The sequence below is a fragment of the Streptomyces dysideae genome (genome assembly GCF_001514305.1).
In the GTDB taxonomy this organism is placed as follows: Bacteria; Actinomycetota; Actinomycetes; order Streptomycetales; family Streptomycetaceae; genus Streptomyces; species Streptomyces dysideae.
On record NZ_KQ949122.1, the window covers coordinates 1 to 15,615 of the forward strand.

Annotated in this window: 11 protein-coding genes; 3 read left to right on the plus strand and 8 right to left on the minus strand. The window is 69.3% G+C overall.

Going from position 1 to position 15,615, the window contains the following annotated elements:
- Nucleotides 1–121 precede the first annotated feature (121 nt).
- The 7 genes from ispG to AQJ91_RS43065 form a co-directional block, all read right to left on the minus strand.
- A complete protein-coding gene (ispG, locus tag AQJ91_RS43035) occupies nucleotides 122–1,279 on the minus strand; it encodes a flavodoxin-dependent (E)-4-hydroxy-3-methylbut-2-enyl-diphosphate synthase (RefSeq protein WP_067033921.1) in 1,158 nt (385 codons plus the stop codon).
- A 212-nt stretch (nucleotides 1,280–1,491) separates the two neighbouring features.
- Complete coding sequence (locus AQJ91_RS43040; RefSeq protein WP_067033923.1) at nucleotides 1,492–3,402, minus strand: recombinase family protein; 1,911 nt, start codon at nucleotides 3,400–3,402, stop codon at nucleotides 1,492–1,494.
- Nucleotides 3,403–3,585: 183 nt separating this feature from the next.
- Nucleotides 3,586–4,878, minus strand: a complete 1,293-nt coding sequence (locus AQJ91_RS43045) for a M50 family metallopeptidase (protein WP_199848176.1) — start codon at nucleotides 4,876–4,878, stop codon at nucleotides 3,586–3,588.
- A gap of 8 nt (nucleotides 4,879–4,886) precedes the next feature.
- On the minus strand, nucleotides 4,887–6,143 hold the full coding sequence (gene dxr / locus AQJ91_RS43050) for a 1-deoxy-D-xylulose-5-phosphate reductoisomerase (protein ID WP_067033927.1): 1,257 nt from the start codon (nucleotides 6,141–6,143) through the stop codon (nucleotides 4,887–4,889).
- Between the two features lie 89 nt (nucleotides 6,144–6,232).
- Nucleotides 6,233–8,164: an acyl-CoA dehydrogenase family protein gene (locus AQJ91_RS43055; protein WP_067033929.1), complete on the minus strand. Its 1,932-nt coding sequence runs from the start codon at nucleotides 8,162–8,164 to the stop codon at nucleotides 6,233–6,235.
- 111 nt (nucleotides 8,165–8,275) lie between these two features.
- On the minus strand, nucleotides 8,276–8,575 hold the full coding sequence (locus tag AQJ91_RS43060; RefSeq protein ID WP_234383389.1) for a GH12 family glycosyl hydrolase domain-containing protein: 300 nt from the start codon (nucleotides 8,573–8,575) through the stop codon (nucleotides 8,276–8,278).
- The gene (locus tag AQJ91_RS43065) at nucleotides 8,572–8,811 is read right to left on the minus strand and encodes a hypothetical protein (protein WP_067033932.1); all 240 of its coding nucleotides are present in this window, start codon (nucleotides 8,809–8,811) and stop codon (nucleotides 8,572–8,574) included. Before AQJ91_RS43065 ends, AQJ91_RS43060 begins: the two co-directional genes overlap by 4 nt.
- Nucleotides 8,812–9,080: 269 nt before the next feature.
- On the opposite strand from AQJ91_RS43065, the gene AQJ91_RS43070 reads away from it, so the two are divergent.
- From AQJ91_RS43070 to AQJ91_RS43080, 3 genes are all read left to right on the plus strand, one after another.
- Nucleotides 9,081–10,094 (plus strand): LacI family DNA-binding transcriptional regulator, encoded by a 1,014-nt coding sequence (locus AQJ91_RS43070; protein WP_067033934.1) that lies wholly within the window; start codon nucleotides 9,081–9,083, stop codon nucleotides 10,092–10,094.
- Between the two features lie 70 nt (nucleotides 10,095–10,164).
- Complete coding sequence (locus AQJ91_RS43075) at nucleotides 10,165–12,216, plus strand: glycoside hydrolase family 31 protein (RefSeq protein ID WP_067033937.1); 2,052 nt, start codon at nucleotides 10,165–10,167, stop codon at nucleotides 12,214–12,216.
- A gap of 320 nt (nucleotides 12,217–12,536) precedes the next feature.
- On the plus strand, nucleotides 12,537–13,565 hold the full coding sequence (locus tag AQJ91_RS43080; protein WP_067033939.1) for an AI-2E family transporter: 1,029 nt from the start codon (nucleotides 12,537–12,539) through the stop codon (nucleotides 13,563–13,565).
- A gap of 1 nt (nucleotide 13,566) precedes the next feature.
- Here AQJ91_RS43080 and AQJ91_RS43085 read toward each other — a convergent pair whose 3' ends face one another.
- Entirely contained in the window at nucleotides 13,567–15,495 is a 1,929-nt protein-coding gene (locus AQJ91_RS43085; protein ID WP_067033941.1) for a rhamnogalacturonan lyase, read from the minus strand.
- Nucleotides 15,496–15,615: the final 120 nt, after the last annotated feature.

Below are 15,615 nucleotides of genomic sequence, written 5' to 3' on the forward strand. Positions count from 1 at the left end.
CTCGGGCTGTTGTGGTTGGTGGGCGGCTGAAGGTAGTGGGGGCTGATCGCGCCCACGCGGCGGAGCCGCACATCGATACAGCCCCGCGCCCCTTCAGGGGCGCAGCCGCAGCCCCCTTTTTTTAGCCCGCCACCGATACCGACGGCTCGCCCGAGGTGATGCCGTCCGCCTCCATCTGTTCGGCCAGCTTCATGGCCTCCTCGATGAGGGTCTCTACGATCTTTGACTCGGGGACGGTCTTGATGACCTCGCCCTTGACGAAGATCTGCCCCTTGCCGTTGCCGGAGGCGACGCCGAGGTCGGCTTCGCGGGCCTCGCCGGGGCCGTTCACGACGCAGCCCATGACGGCGACGCGCAGCGGGACCTCCATACCGGTCAGGCCCGCCGTGACCTCTTCGGCCAGCTTGTAGACGTCGACCTGGGCGCGCCCGCAGGACGGGCAGGAGACGATCTCCAGGCCGCGCTGCTTGAGGTTCAGGGACTCCAGGATCTGGATGCCGACCTTGACCTCCTCCGCCGGAGGCGCGGACAACGACACACGGATCGTGTCACCGATGCCCTGGCTGAGCAGCGCCCCGAAGGCCACCGCCGACTTGATCGTGCCCTGGAAAGCGGGACCGGCCTCGGTCACCCCCAGGTGCAGCGGGTACTCGCACTGGGCGGCGAGCTGCTTGTACGCCTCGACCATCACGACGGGGTCGTTGTGCTTGACCGAGATCTTGATGTCCCGGAAGTCGTGCTCCTCGAAGAGGGACGCCTCCCAGAGGGCCGACTCGACCAGGGCCTCAGGGGTCGCCTTGCCGTACTTCTGGAGCAGGCGACGGTCCAGCGACCCAGCGTTCACGCCGATACGGATCGGCGTGCCGTGGTCCTTCGCCGCCTTGGCGATCTCCTTGACCTTGTCATCGAACTGCTTGATGTTGCCGGGGTTGACGCGGACCGCCGCGCAGCCCGCCTCGATGGCGGCGAAGACGTACTTCGGCTGGAAGTGGATGTCGGCGATGACCGGGATCTGGGACTTCTTCGCGATCACGGGCAGGGCGTCCGCATCGTCCTGGGTGGGACACGCCACACGCACGATCTGGCAGCCCGAGGCCGTCAGCTCGGCGATCTGCTGAAGCGTCGCCCCGATGTCCGACGTCCGGGTCGTGGTCATCGACTGGACCGACACGGGGGCGTCACCGCCGACCGCCACGGATCCGACCTGGATCTGCCGGCTCTTCCGACGCTCGGCAATCCTGGTCGGAACGGACGGCATGCCGAGAGAAATCGCAGTCATCTGCTGTGCAACCCCAAGTCGTGGATCAAGGTCCGGTCCCGTCAGCAGCGGGCTCCGGCCTTCGAGATTACGGCACGAGCGTGAACGGAAGCGCACGGCGTCCCATCGGTTCACCCAATGGCGCCCCATCGCAGCGGGCCGGGCATGGCGCCCGATCGAGAGGACATGCTCTCTGGCTGATCACCATGCCCGGACCTGCCCGTTCTGGATGATCAGTAGAGAGCCTCGGCGTCGAGGTCCGTGCGGATGACCAGCGCCGGGGCGGCCTCGTAGCCCAGGACTGGTGTGCTCTCCCCCTCCTCGTTGAGGATCTTCACCATGTCCGCCCACACGCCGTCCGCCAGCCATGTGCGCTGCCTGCAACGAACCTTCCGAGAATCACCGAACTGCTCAGGAAGGTCACGCCACAGGATTCCGGTGCGCAGACGGTGCAGCATTCCTGTGCATGCCGCCCGCAGGTTCAGGGGCGAGCGGAAGTGGTGGGCCGGATACCTGGAGCGGAGCAGTTCTTCAATGCGATCCCACTGGCTGTCCGTGGGGTCGGGCGGGACCAGTGTGCCCGTGCGCTGGTGCCACTCCACCGTGAGACACCGCGTCCCCTCTCGGTATCGGAACGTGGGATCCGCGATTTCCACGCGTGCCCCTGTCAGCTCGATCATGCGGCGTTGCTCGGACTGTGTGAGAGAACGGATGTCCGGAGCCACCGATCCCAGAACGGCTGTCCGCCGGGCGGCCGTGCCGTCCACATTCTCAAGTTCGTCCAGCCACTCCCGTGCATGGACCAGGACTCTACGGAGGACTTCCAGATCCGATTCGATCTGGCGGACTGCCACAGCGACGATCCGATCCCCCTCCACCCGGCTCCGCAGCACATCGAGTTCCCCTCCGTACTCTGCAACGAGCCGCTCCAGCGACCTCACGCGCTCAATGTGCCGGATCAAATGCACCGACGCATCGTCGGAAATCGGCAGCATGGGCCTGCGTCCCGATGGAATCGCGGCCAGCACGGCATTGACGTGTGCAATCACCTGCTTCTCAATGTCATCGGCGGGCAGGAAGACACACCCGCAGGAAGAGGCAGCACCCCACCCGGAACAGCGGTAGGTGCGTACGCCGGCCTTACTGCGGAAGCAGCCGACGTACGGCAGCCCACACGAGCCATGGATACGCCCCGCGAGCGGGTACTCCCCATTGGGTTTGCGGCGCGGCCTGGTCAGTTCGGCCAGTGCTTTCTGAAACGTCTTGATCCGATCTGCCGAGAGAATCGGAGGCAGCGGAATCACCACGCTGTCGCCGTGCAGTGGCTGTCCATCGTTTCCGAGCCTGGTGCAGTTGCCGTTCCACTGCCGATCGAGGCGGCGAAAGACCACTTCGCCGAGAAACGTCCCGCTCTTCAACCGATGAAACAGGTTTGCTGGCGTCCAGCGCTTTCCACTGCGCGTCAGGGCCCCGCGGTCGTTCAGCTCGTTCGCGAGGTCTTTGAGTCCGGGCACTCCGCCGATCACGAGGTCGGCGATGAGAAGCACCACTGGCGCCTCATCCGGATCGGCTTCGAGAGCGGACCCGAAAACCCCCTTGCCGCTGATCCTGTAGCCGTACGGGGCCGGACCACCCGGCCAGCCACCGTCGACCGCCTTCAACTGCCGCCCGGCCTGGGTGCGGGAGAGAATGCGCTGGTAGTCGGCCTCCACGGCCTGTGCCAGCCGATCGACCGTGAGCCACCGTTCGAAGCCCGCCTCACCCAGGGGTTCGGTGCAGCACTCCACCTCGCCCCCTGCGTCCTCGATCTGCCAGATACAGCGCCAGATGGCGGACTCCGTCCGTCCCAGACGGTCGAGGCGGTGAACAAGGACGAGCTTCGCCCGCCCCTCCGTGATGTCCTTGAGAAGTGCGTCCAGTCCGGGACGCGAGTACGTCGAGCCTGACTCGCCGACGTCTTCCCGGCACACGACGAGGCGCCACGACGGCTGCTGCTCCATGTAACCGCGGATGGCCTGCGCCTGGGTCGGAACCCCGTACCTGCCCTTCTGTTCCGCGGTCGAGACCCTCATGTACGCGGCGATATCGACGGTCTGCGTTTCCCCGCCCTTGTTATCTGCGCGCGTGGCAGTACCTTGCTGCATGTCAGTCCCTTTCAGACTGGCCAGACCCCAGGGTGTTGACGCACCGCTGGGGTCACCCATGAACAGCAGAAACGTACGAAGGTCGCAGGGGCGGCGAACAGACAAACGCCACCCTTCACTCGTATGGGCTACACGAGTGAAGGGTGGCGCCGGACGGTCACCGTGATAGAAAATGACCGATTTTCAGCTAATCCTGACCGGATTGACAACATCTGCCACCAAAACGAGCAAGGTAAAGCAAATGAAGATCCCCGCCACCACATAGGCCACCGGCATCAGCTTCGCCACATCGAACGGTCCCGGATCCGGCCGCCGCAGTACCTTCGCCAGGTTCCGCCGCAGCGCCTCCCACAGCGCCCCCGCGATGTGGCCGCCGTCGAGGGGCAGCAGCGGGAGCATGTTGAACAGGAACAGGGAGAGGTTGAAGCCGGCGAGCAGCATCACGAACATGGCGAGCTGCTGGGTGGCCGGGATGTCGAGCGTGGCGATCTCACCGCCGACCCGGGCCGCGCCGACGATGCCCATCGGGGAGTCCTGCTCGCGCGGGCCGTCACCGAAGGCGGCGTCCCACAGGGCGGGGACCTTGGAGGGCAGGGCGGCGAGGGAGTCGACGGCGTCGCCGACCCGGTCGGTCATCCAGCTGACGGAGTCGCCGAAGTCCTGTTTGACGACGCCGGTGGCGGCGCTGAAGCCGAGGAAGCCGGCCTTGACGTACTCGTCCTCGACGTAGGCGCCGCTGGAGTCCTTCTTCGCGACCAGGTTGGTGGCGATCTTCGCCTGGAGGGTGACCTCCTGGCCGTCCCGGTCGACGACGATCGGCACCGACTTGCCCGCGCTGTCGCGGATGAGGTCGGAGAGGGTGCTCCACTCGTCGGTGCGGACCCCCGCGAAGGAGACGATCTTGTCGCCGGCCTCCATGCCCGCGGCCTCGGCCGGGGACTGGGGGTCGGACTTCTTGCACTCGTCGCGGTTCTCGCTCTGCGAGATGACGCACGGGGAGACCGAGGCGACGGTGGTGGTCTGCTGCTGGATGCCGAAGCCCATCAGCACCGTGAGGAACAGGCCGAACGCGAGGACCAGGTTCATGAACGGGCCCGCGAACATCACGATGACGCGCTTCCAGGGCTTGCGCGTGTAGAAGAGGCGGGTCTCGTCACCCGGCCTGAGCTCCTCGAACGCGGCCGAGCGGGCGTCCTCGATCATGCCGCGCCAGGGCGAGGTGGAGCGGGCCTCCAGTCTGCCGTCGGGGCCGGGCGGGAACATGCCGATCATGCGGATGTAGCCGCCGAGCGGGATCGCCTTGATGCCGTACTCGGTGTCGCCCTTCTTCCGCGACCAGATGGTCGGGCCGAAGCCGACCATGTACTGCGGCACGCGGATGCCGAACAGCTTGGCCGTGGACAGGTGCCCCAGCTCGTGCCACGCGATCGAGGCCAGCAGGCCGACTGCGAAGACCACTATGCCGAGGATGAACATCAGGGTCGTCATGCACGGGCCTCCGCCGTCTGTGCCGTCAGTTCCCGGGCCCGGGTCCGCGCCCAGGTCTCCGCTTCGAGGACGTCCGCGACGGTGAGTGAGGTTCCCGTACGCGGCGTTCCGTGCTCCTCCACCACCTGTGTCACGGTCTCCATGATGCCGTTGAAGGGCAGCGCGCCGGCCCGGAACGCCTCCACGCACTCCTCGTTGGCCGCATTGAACACCGCCGGGGCGGTGCCCGCGAGCTGTCCCACGTGCCTCGCCAGGTTGACCGACGGGAACGCGTCGTTGTCGAGCGGGAAGAACTCCCAGGTCGACGCCTTGCTCCAGTCGAAGGTGGGGGCGGCGTCGGGGACGCGTTCGGGCCAGCCGAGGCCGATGGCGATCGGCCCGCGCATGTCGGGGGGCGTCGCCTGCGCGATCGTGGATCCGTCTGTGAACTCAACCATCGAGTGGACATACGACTGGGGATGCACGACGACCTCAATGCGGTCGAAGGGAATGTCGTAGAGAAGGTGTGCCTCGATGACCTCCAGGCCCTTGTTGACGAGGGTCGCGGAGTTGATCGTGATCACCGGGCCCATGGCCCAGGTGGGGTGCGCGAGGGCGTCCTCGACGGTGACGTCGGCCAGCTCCTCCTTCGTCCGGCCGCGGAAGGGGCCGCCGGAGGCGGTGACGACGATCTTGCGTACGTCGGCCCGGGTGCCGGAGGCCAGCGCCTGGAAGAGGGCGGCGTGCTCGGAGTCGACCGGAATGATCTGCCCGGGCTTGGCGAGGGCCTTGACCAGCGGCCCGCCGACGATGAGGGACTCCTTGTTGGCGAGCGCGAGGGTGCGGCCCGCCTCCAGGGCGGCGAGGGTCGGGGCCAGGCCGATGGAGCCGGTGATGCCGTTCAGCACGGTGTGGCAGTCGGAGGCGGCGAGCCGGGTGGCGCCGTCCGGGCCGGCCAGCACCTCGGGGAGCGGCTCCCCCGCGCCGTACTGAGCCTTCAAAGCCTCCCGCAGCGCCGGTACGACGTCCTCGCGGGCGACCGCGACGGTCCGCACCTTCAGCTGGTACGCCTGCTCGGCGAGGAGGCCGACCCGGCCGCCGTTGGCGGAGAGCGCGGTGACGCGGAACCGGTCCGGGTTGCGCAGCACGAGGTCTATGGCCTGGCTGCCGATCGAGCCGGTGGAGCCGAGGATCACCACGTCCTTCGGACCGTCACCCACCACAGGGTCGTAGACGAGGTGCGGGTCGGCGAGGGGGGCTGGACTGTCACTCATCCCCCCATTGTGGCCGTAAGGACGGTGTGTGAGGACAGCGCGTCCCCCTCGGAGGGGGATCCGAGGGGGGACGCCCTGTCATGAGTCGGTCACCGGATCGGGCGGTGCACGTTCTCCCGTTCGCTCGGTCCGGGTGTGGCGTCCGCGATCCACGGGCCCTCGCCCGACGGGTCGACGATGCCCTGCTCCAGCCACTCGTAGGTGCCCGACAGCACTCCCTTGACGACCTTGCGGTCGAGGTCGTCGGTGTTGGTCCACAGGCGGCCGAAGAGCTCCTCGACGCGGATCCGGGACTGGCGGCAGAAGACGTCGGCGAGCTGGTAGGCCTCGCGGCCGTGGTCGCCCTCGCTGCGCAGGAGTTCGGCGCGTACGCAGGCCGCGCTCATCGCGAACAGCTCGGCGCCGATGTCGACGATGCGGCCCAGGAAGCCCTGCTTGGTCTCCATCCGGCCCTGCCAGCGGGACATGGCGTAGAAGGTGGAGCGGGCGAGCTTGCGGGCGGTGCGTTCGATGTAGCGGAGGTGCGGGGAGAGGTCGACCTCGCGCTTGAACTCGCCGTACGAGTAGGGGAGTTGGCCCTGGCCTGCGACCAGTTTCGGCAGCCACTTGGCGTAGAAGACACCGGCGTTCGCGCCCGCCTTCGCCTTGTCCGACAGGGATTTCTCCGGGTCGATCAGGTCACCGGCCACCGACAGGTGGGCGTCGACCGCCTCCCGGGCGATGAGGAGGTGCATGATCTCCGTCGAGCCCTCGAAGATGCGGTTGATACGGAGGTCACGCAGGACCTGTTCGGCGGGGACCGCGCGTTCGCCGCGGGCGGCGAGGGAGGCCGCCGTCTCGAAGCCTCGGCCGCCGCGGATCTGGACCAGCTCGTCGGCCATCAGCCAGGCCATCTCGGAGGAGAAGAGCTTGGCCAGCGCGCCCTCGATGCGGATGTCGTTGCGGTCCTCGTCGGCCATCTGGCTCGACAGGTCCAGTACGGCCTCCAGGGCGAAGGTCGTCGCCGCGATGAAGCTGATCTTCGACCCGACCGCCTCGTGGTGGGCGATCGGCTTGCCCCACTGCTCGCGGGCCGCCGACCACTCGCGGGCGATCTTCAGGCACCACTTGCCGGCCGCCACGCAGGACGCCGGGAGCGACAGCCGGCCGGTGTTGAGGGTGGTCAGCGCGATCTTCAGGCCCGCGCCCTCGGGGCCGATGCGGTTGGCGGCGGGGACCCGGACCTGGTGGAAGCGGGTGACTCCGTTCTCGATGCCGCGCAGGCCCATGAAGGCGTTGCGGTTCTCGACGGTGATGCCGGGCGAGTTGGTCTCCACGACGAAGGCGGTGATGCCGCCCTTGTGGCCCTCGCTCTTCGGGACGCGGGCCATCACGACCAGCAGGTCGGCGACCACACCGTTGGTGGTCCACAGTTTCACTCCGTCGAGGACGTACTCGTCCCCGTCCGGGACCGCGCTCGTCGCCAGCCGTGCCGGGTCGGAGCCGACGTCCGGCTCGGTCAGGAGGAAGGCGCTGATGTCGGTGCGGGCGCAGCGCGGCAGGAACTGTTCCTTCTGCTCGGGCGTGCCGAACAGCTTCAGCGGCTGCGGTACGCCGATCGACTGGTGCGCCGACAGGAGCACACCGATCGCCGGGCTGGCCGAGCCCACCAGGGCCAGCGCCTTGTTGTAGTACACCTGGGTGAGGCCGAGGCCGCCGTACTTGGTGTCGATCTTCATGCCGAGGGCGCCGAGCTCCTTGAGCCCGTCGATCACCTCGTCGGGGATCCTGGCCTCGCGCTCGATGCGGGCCGCGTCCACCTTGGTCTCGCAGAAGTCGCGCAGCTTGGCCAGGAACTCCTCCCCGCGCTGCGCGTCGTCGTCGGGCGGGGTGGGGTGGGGGTGGATCAGGTCGAGCCGGAAGCGGCCGAGGAACAGTTCCTTGGCGAAGCTGGGCTTGCGCCAGTCCTGTTCCCGGGCGGCCTCCGCCACCTGGCGGGCCTCACGTTCGGTGACGGTGGGTGGGGTGGGTGTAGCGGACATGAGGCTCACCTCGCCGCGAATCGGGATCTCGGGCCGTTTTGGTTACCGACGGGTGCTACTCGATCGTATGTACCCGATTCAGGGCGAGGCCACCACCCCTGGCGCGGCCGTTCAGCCGATGTCGACGGAGTACGCCTTGGTGTCCAGGCGGCCGGTTCCCTTGAAGACCTCGGTGCCGGACTCGATGCCGGAGACGTACTTGTCGTCGGTCAGCAGCTTGCGGCGGACCAGGGCCTGGGTGAAGTCGTCGAGGTTGAGCGTGGGCTTGGTGGTGTCGGCGCGGCGGACGAAGGAGTGCACCTTCCAGCCGATGTCACCCTCGCAGATGTCCCACATCGCGCCGCCGAGGCTGACGCTGCCGTACTTGGTGCCCAGCGGTCCCGCGCCGCCCTGGCGGTTGAGCCGGATCATGATCTCGTCGGTGGGCTGGTCCTGCCAGGGCAGAGCACACCGCGGCCGGTGACGAGCGGGACGGGGCCGTCCAGGTCGTAGCGCAGTACCGGCGCGACTCCCGGTCCGCGCACCGCCGACGCCGCGTCGGCCTCACACCGGAAGCGCCGCACCATCGACTCGTCCTGCGCCAGTTCGCCCCGCAGCAACGCGGTACGGGCCGATCCACCTGCCGGGTTCGTCCGGTCCCGCTCCATGGCCCCCCACGGCCGGTCATGGTAGGCAGGAACCCGCACCCCGGAAAGGCCGCTCCCGGGAGGACCGGCGAGGCCGGACGAGGGTGGTCCCGCATGGCCGTTCCGGCGGCGCGCCCCCGCTGCCGCCGCCCCGCCCGGCAAGTCTTTGTCGAAGCGCTTCGACAACCTATGGACACCCACTCCCGGTGGAGCTACTGTCGAACCACCCTCACCCGCCCGTATTCGCACTGCGCACTGTCGAAGCGCTTCACAAAAACTTGGAGAGCTGGATGGTCACCCTCGCCGAGGTCGCCCAGCACGCCGGAGTCTCGGCGAGCACGGTGAGCTATGTCCTCAGCGGCAAGCGGTCCATCTCCGGGGCCACCCGGCAGCGGGTCGAGCAGAGCATCCGCGAGCTCGGGTACCACCCGAACGCGGGCGCCCGCGCCCTGGCCAGCAGCAAGTCGAACATCATCGCGCTGATGGTCCCACTGCGCACCGACATGTATGTGCCGGTGATGATGGAGATCGCCATCGCGGTCGCGACGACGGCGCGCATGCACGGCTACGACGTCCTGCTGCTCACCGGCGAGGAGGGTCCCGACGCCGTACGCCGGGTCACCGGCAGCGGGCTCGCCGACGCGATGATCCTGATGGACGTCCAGCTGGACGACGAGCGGCTGCCGTTGCTGCGCGGCACGGACCAGCCGTCGGTGCTCATCGGGCTGCCCGCCGACACCTCCGGACTGACCTGCGTCGATCTCGACTTCAAGGCGACGGGCGCACTGTGCGTCGAGCATCTCGCGATGCTCGGGCACCGCGACATCGCTGTCATAGGAGAAGCCGCGGCCGTCTATGAGCGGCACACCGGTTTCGCCGAGCGCACTCTCGACGGACTCCGGTCCCGGGCCCGGGAGTTGGGCGTACGGCTGCTGCACCGGCCGTGCGACGGCGGATACGACGCGATGGCCGTGACCCTCGCCCGGATCCTCGACGAGCGCCCGGACACCACGGGCTTCGTCGTGCAGAACGAGTCGGCGGTCGAACCCATGCTCGCCCTGCTGCGCCAGCAGGGCCGTGCCGTGCCCGAGGACGTGTCGGTGGTCGCGGTCTGCCCCGACCAGGTCGCCACCCAGGCCTCGGTGCGGCTGACGTCGGTCTCCATTCCCGCGCAGGAGATGGGCCGGCACGCCGTGGAACGTCTGGTCGCCAAGCTGGACGGCCACGGCAAGGACGAAGTGGTGCTGATCGCACCCGAGTTGACGGTCCGGGCGAGCACGGGCCCGGCTCCCGTCAGGTCCTGACCCAGCAGCCTCCGTCCACCTCGCCCTTACCCGGGCACCCCCTGTCTGCCCTCCTCCAGGAGCACGCCACGTGAATCAGCCTGCCGAAAACCAGACCCCGACCGGCACGGTCAGCCTCGCGCAGTCCTCCCCGACCGTCGGTACGTTCCGCGAGCGGGACGGCGCGCTGGAGTGGAGCGGCCGTCAGGAGACCGTACGTATCGAGCCGTGGGGTCCTGACGCGGTCCGGGTCCGGGCCCGGCTCGGCGGACCGGTCCTGGACGGGCTGCCCGGCGCTCTCCTGGACGAGGCCCCGGCGACCGAGTCCGCCGTCAAGATCGAGGACGGGCACGCGTCGCTGACCGTCGGCACGCTGACCGTCGAGGTCGACGCCGAGGGCATGATCCGCTTCCTGCGCACCGGGGACGGCGAGGAGCTCCTCGCCGAGGAGCGCGCCCACTTCTGGTGGCCCGGCCCCCGCCTCTACACGGCGGTCGGCAACGGCTACCACCGGCTGGAGCAGCGGTTCGCCGCGTACGACGACGAGAAGCTGTACGGCCTCGGCCAGCACCAGCACGGGCGGTTCGACCAGAAGGGCCTGGTCCTCGACCTGGTCCAGCGCAACGCCGAGGTCGGCATCCCGGTGCTCACCTCCAGCCGCGGCTACACCCTGCTGTGGAACAACCCGGCGATCGGCCGTGTCGAGCTGGCCGGCAACGGCACCCGCTGGGTGGCCGACTCGGCCCGCCAGATCGACTACTGGATCGCCGCGGGCGCCCCGGCCGAGGGCCAGCGCCGCTACAGCGCGGCGACCGGCCGGACGCCGATGCTGCCGGAGTGGGCGGCGGGCTTCTGGCAGTGCAAGCTGCGCTACCGCACCCAGGACGAACTTCTCTCAGTGGCCCGGGAGTACAAGCGCCGGGGCCTGCCCATCGACGTCATCGTCTGCGACTTCTTCCACTGGACGCACCTCGGCGAGTGGAAGTTCGACCCGAAGGAGTGGCCCGACCCGGCGGCGATGGTGCGTGAGCTGGAGGAGCTCGGTATCAAGCTGGTGGTGAGCGTGTGGCCGTCGGTGTCGCCGCTGTCCGAGAACCATCCGGTGATGGAGCAGCGCGGCTACTTCATCGGCACCCAGTACGGCCCGATGGCGCACGCCGACTGGCCGGACAAGGAGGTCGCCTCCACCGTCCAGGTCGCCTTCTACGACGCCACCAACCCGGACGCCCGTGAGTTCGTGTGGGAGCGCGTCCGCGACAACTACCTGACCCCGTACGGCATCACGGCCTTCTGGCTGGACGCCTGCGAGCCGGAGCTGAAGCCGGGCTTCCAGGAGAACCTGCGCTACTGGGCCGGCCCGGGCCTGGAGGTCGGCAACATGTATCCGGCCGAGAACGCCCGCACCTTCTACGAGGGCCTGCGCGCGTCCGGCGAGGACGAGATCATCACCCTCAACCGCTCGGCGTGGGCGGGCAGCCAGCGCTACGGCGCCGCCGTGTGGTCCGGTGACGTCGGCGTCGACTTCCCGACCCTGCGCAGCCAGATCGCGGCCGGCCTCAACACCGCGCTGTCCGGCATCCCCTGGTGGAACACCGACATCGGCGGCTTCCACGGCGGCGACCCGAACGACCCGGCGTACCAGGAGGTCATGGTCCGCTGGTTCCAGTTCGGCGCGCTGTCCCCGCTGATGCGCCTGCACGGCTTCCGCGACCCGGGCATGCCGCTCGGCCCGGCCATGACCGGCGGCCCCAACGAGGTCTGGTCGTACGGCGAGAAGGCCGGCGCGATCCTGGAGCAGTACCTGCGGCTGCGCGAGCGGCTGAAGCCGTACGTCCTCCAGGTCATGCGGGAGGCGCACGAGGAGGGGCTGCCGGTGATGCGGCCGCTGTTCCTGGAGTTCCCCGAGGACCAGGCGGCCTGGGGGGTCGACGACGCCTACCTGTTCGGCCGGGACCTGCTGGTGGCGCCGGTGCTGACGGCGGGTGCGACGGCCCGGACGACGTACCTCCCGGCGGGCGCGACCTGGACGGACGCGTGGACGGGTGAGACGTACCAGGGCGGTACGGCCGTGACGGTCGACGCCCCGCTGGACCGTATCCCGCTGTTCCTGCGGGACGGAGCGAGCCTCCCGGTCGCCGAGTAGCGGCGGCGGCCGGGAACCCGGCGGGGTGCGGTCGGCCTGTGAGGGAGAGGCCGACCGCACCCGCGCCGTCGGGCCCGTGGGGCCCGGGTCTACGCTGTGGCCCCTCGGCCGCAGCGTGATCTACGGGAGTGCACAACAACATGAACAGCCGTACGGGAGAAGCGCGTAGAGGCCCTCGCGGAAGACGGCCGGGGCGTCGGGTCCGTCCGCCCGTCCATCGGACGCGGACGACGATACGTACCGCCGGTGCCCCCGCGGTCCGGCCCGCGGCACCCGGCATACCCCGCGGCTTCCTCCCGGAACCCGCCCGGCACATCGCCGTGTGGAGCGCGCTCACGCTGCTCGTGACCGGTGTGGTCTCCGTGGGCGTGTGGCTCTGCATCACCTTCCAGACCGCTGTCACACCGGTGCTGCTGGCCCTGCTCGGGACCGCGCTGCTCGGGCCGTTCTACCGGCGGCTGGTGGCGATGAGGTTCAACAAGTCCCTTGCCGCCGCGCTGACTTGTGCGGCCGTGCTGCTGGTCGTGGGCGGTGCCGCGTACATCGTGGTGACCGCTCTGATCGACACCGGGGACCAGATCATCACCTCGCTGCGGAACGCGGCGAAGTCGCTCGGCGACGAGTTCGGTTTCGCCGGGACGTCACTGGACGACCTCGCCAAGAACGCGAAGGAGCTGCTGTCCAAGTTCGGCGGCACCGCGGCCTCCGGGGTGCTCAGCGGGGTCGGTGTCGTCACCGAGTTCATCGCGACGGCGATTCTGGCACTGCTGCTGATGTTCTTCTTCCTGCGCGACGGTGACCGGGCGGCCGCCTCGCTGCACTCGTTCGCGCCGCGCGGCACCGGGGACTCCCTGGAGGTGATGGCCCGGCGGGCCTTCCAGGCGATCGAGGGCTTCATGCGGGGGACGACGATCATCGCCTTCATCGACGGTGTCTGTATCGCCGTCGGTCTGCTGATCCTCCAGGTGCCGGGTGCGCTGGGCCTCGGGGCGCTGGTGTTCGTCGGGGCCTACATCCCGTATCTGGGCGCCTTCCTGTCCGGCGCGGTGGCGATCCTGGTCGCGTTCGCGGACCGCGGCCTGGTGACGGCGCTGTGGGCACTCGGCGTGGTGCTGGCGGTGCAGGTCCTCGAGGGGAACGTGCTCCAGCCGATGATCCAGAGCCGGACCGTGCAGATGCACCCGGCGGCGATCCTGCTGGCGCTCACGGCGGGCGCGTCGATCGCAGGCATCCTCGGCATGCTGCTGTCGGTGCCGCTCACCGCGGCCGTGTTCGGTGTGCTGTCGGAGCTGCGGGCGCGGTACGGGGACGGGGCGGGCGCCCCGTCCCCGAAGGTGGCTGCTGCTTAGGTCACCTGGTGCCGAGGTAGTAGCTGACCTGCGGCGGCTGGTTGTAGCCCGTGTTCTGCCAGGCGACGCCGAGCCGGTAGACCGGGTCGTGCATCAGGGTCGGCAGCCGGAACCCGGTGGGGTGCGGGGTGGCATAGAGACGCAGGGCCGTGGAGTCGGCGTTGCGCCACAGCATCTCCTCGCGCCAGTCGCCCAGCAGGTCGGCGGAGAGTGCCGGGTTGCCCTTGGTCCAGTTGTTGGACTTGGCGTCCTGGTCGAGCCAGATGCGGGTGAGGTCGGTGGAGCCGGTGTACTTCAGGATCTGGGCGTAGCCGACCCCCGCACTCCCCGACCAGCGGTGGTCGAGGAGTTCGCGGTTCGCGTCGCCGTCCCACCAGATCGCCGAGTTGTACGAGGCTCCCCCGCCGAAGGTGGGCACGGCGTCGCTGATCTTCGTGCCGTTGGCCGTGTACAGCCCGCCCGCGCTCGACCAGCACTCGGCGCCTGCGTGGTCGCGGGTGAGGTCGGCGCAGATGCCGCGGCCGACGTCCGTGCCGGTGCGCGTGCCCCAGAGGATCTGGCCGGTGCGAGCGTCGTGCATCTCGTAGCCGTAGGCGGCGTCGGTGTGTTCGTGGACGTTGAAGGACTCCAGGCCGGGGCGGGCCGGGTTGAGATCGCCGACGTGCAGGGCGTCGCCGTGGCCCAGCTTGGTGGTCCACAGGGCGCTGCCGTTGTCGTCGACGGCCATGGCGCCGTAGAGGATCTCGTCCCGGCCGTCGGCGTCGACGTCGGCGACCGCGAGGTTGTGGTTGCCCTGCTGGTCGTAGCCCTTGCCGTAGTTGGTCGAGGAGTTGGTGTCGAACTTCCAGGTGCGGGTGAGGTCGGTGCCGTTCCAGGTGTACGCGGCCAGCGCGATCCGCTCGTAGATGCCCCGGCTGAACACCATGCTGGGCGTGGAGCCGTTGAGGTAGGCGGTCGCGGACAGCAGCCGTCCCTCGCGGTTGCCCCAGGTGTCACCCCAGTCGGAGACGGAGCCGCGGGCGGGTTCGAAGGGGACGGAGTCCATGACGCGGCCGGTCTGCCCGTTGAAGACGGACAGGTACTCCGGGCCGCTCAACACCGCGCAGTTGTCGGCGAGATGGGAGGCGGTCGCGCTGCCGATGACCGTGCCCGCCGAGTCGCGGGAGCCGTCGGAGGTGCGGACGGCCATCTCGGCCTTGCCGTCGCCGTTGTAGTCGTAGACCTGGAACGAGTCGTAGTGCGAGCCGCTGCGCACATTGGTGCCGAGGTTGACCCGCCACAGCCGGGTGCCGTTCAGCTCGTACGCGTCGAAGACCGTCGGGCCGGTGCAGGTACCGGAGTTGGCGACGTCGGTGGCGTTGGACGGCGCCCATTTGAGGACCAGCTCGTACTGGCCGTCGCCGTCGAGGTCGCCGACGCTCGCGTCGTTGGCGGCGTAGGTGTAGGTGACGCCGTCGCGGGTGGTGCCGCCCGGGGGCTTCTGCAGGGGGATGTCGAGGCGGCCGTTGGCCCAGACGGAGGCTGTGCCGCCTCTGGTCTCGGTGCCGTTCACGACGGCGCGGATCTCGTACGTCGAGCTCGAACCGCCGCCGGTGTCCAGGTGGTTGGTCTTGGCGGTCTCCTGGATGAGGGTGCCGCCGCGGTAGAGGCGGAAGGTCACGCCCTCCGGGTCGTCGCCCAGCATGCGCCAGGTGACGAGGTTGCCGCCGGTGGCGGGCACCGCGACCAGGCCGCGGTCCAGCTTCTCGGCGACGCGGGCGGCGGCCAGCGCCTTGGTGGCCCGGTTCGCCGGGGCCGGGATCTCCGGGGCGGCGGCGTCGGCGGTGTGCCGCACGGTCAGCATGCCGCCGGTGCCGACGAGCAGGGCGGCGAGTGTGCCGATGAGGAGCTTGCCGGGGAGACGGTGGGGGGTGCGGCTCGGTCTGGTCATCAGGGCCTCGTCCGTCGGGAATGGTTGTGTTGACGGGTCGCCGCCGGGCCGGGCAGAGGTTGCCGGGTCGGCAGAATGGGCAGGGCTGTCAACTCTCCGGCCCGGACGGCCAACTCACCC

Bases quoted from the DNA above. Each gene is read 5' to 3' on its own strand.
- ispG (WP_067033921.1), bottom strand. From the start codon at position 1,279: ATGACTGCGATTTCTCTCGGCATGCCGTCCGTTCCGACCAGGATTGCC.
- AQJ91_RS43040 (WP_067033923.1), bottom strand. From the start codon at position 3,402: ATGCAGCAAGGTACTGCCACGCGCGCAGATAACAAGGGCGGGGAAACG.
- AQJ91_RS43045 (WP_199848176.1), bottom strand. From the start codon at position 4,878: ATGTTCATCCTCGGCATAGTGGTCTTCGCAGTCGGCCTGCTGGCCTCG.
- dxr (WP_067033927.1), bottom strand. From the start codon at position 6,143: ATGAGTGACAGTCCAGCCCCCCTCGCCGACCCGCACCTCGTCTACGAC.
- AQJ91_RS43055 (WP_067033929.1), bottom strand. From the start codon at position 8,164: ATGTCCGCTACACCCACCCCACCCACCGTCACCGAACGTGAGGCCCGC.
- AQJ91_RS43060 (WP_234383389.1), bottom strand. From the start codon at position 8,575: ATGATCCGGCTCAACCGCCAGGGCGGCGCGGGACCGCTGGGCACCAAG.
- AQJ91_RS43065 (WP_067033932.1), bottom strand. From the start codon at position 8,811: ATGGAGCGGGACCGGACGAACCCGGCAGGTGGATCGGCCCGTACCGCG.
- AQJ91_RS43070 (WP_067033934.1), top strand. From the start codon at position 9,081: ATGGTCACCCTCGCCGAGGTCGCCCAGCACGCCGGAGTCTCGGCGAGC.
- AQJ91_RS43085 (WP_067033941.1), bottom strand. From the start codon at position 15,495: ATGACCAGACCGAGCCGCACCCCCCACCGTCTCCCCGGCAAGCTCCTC.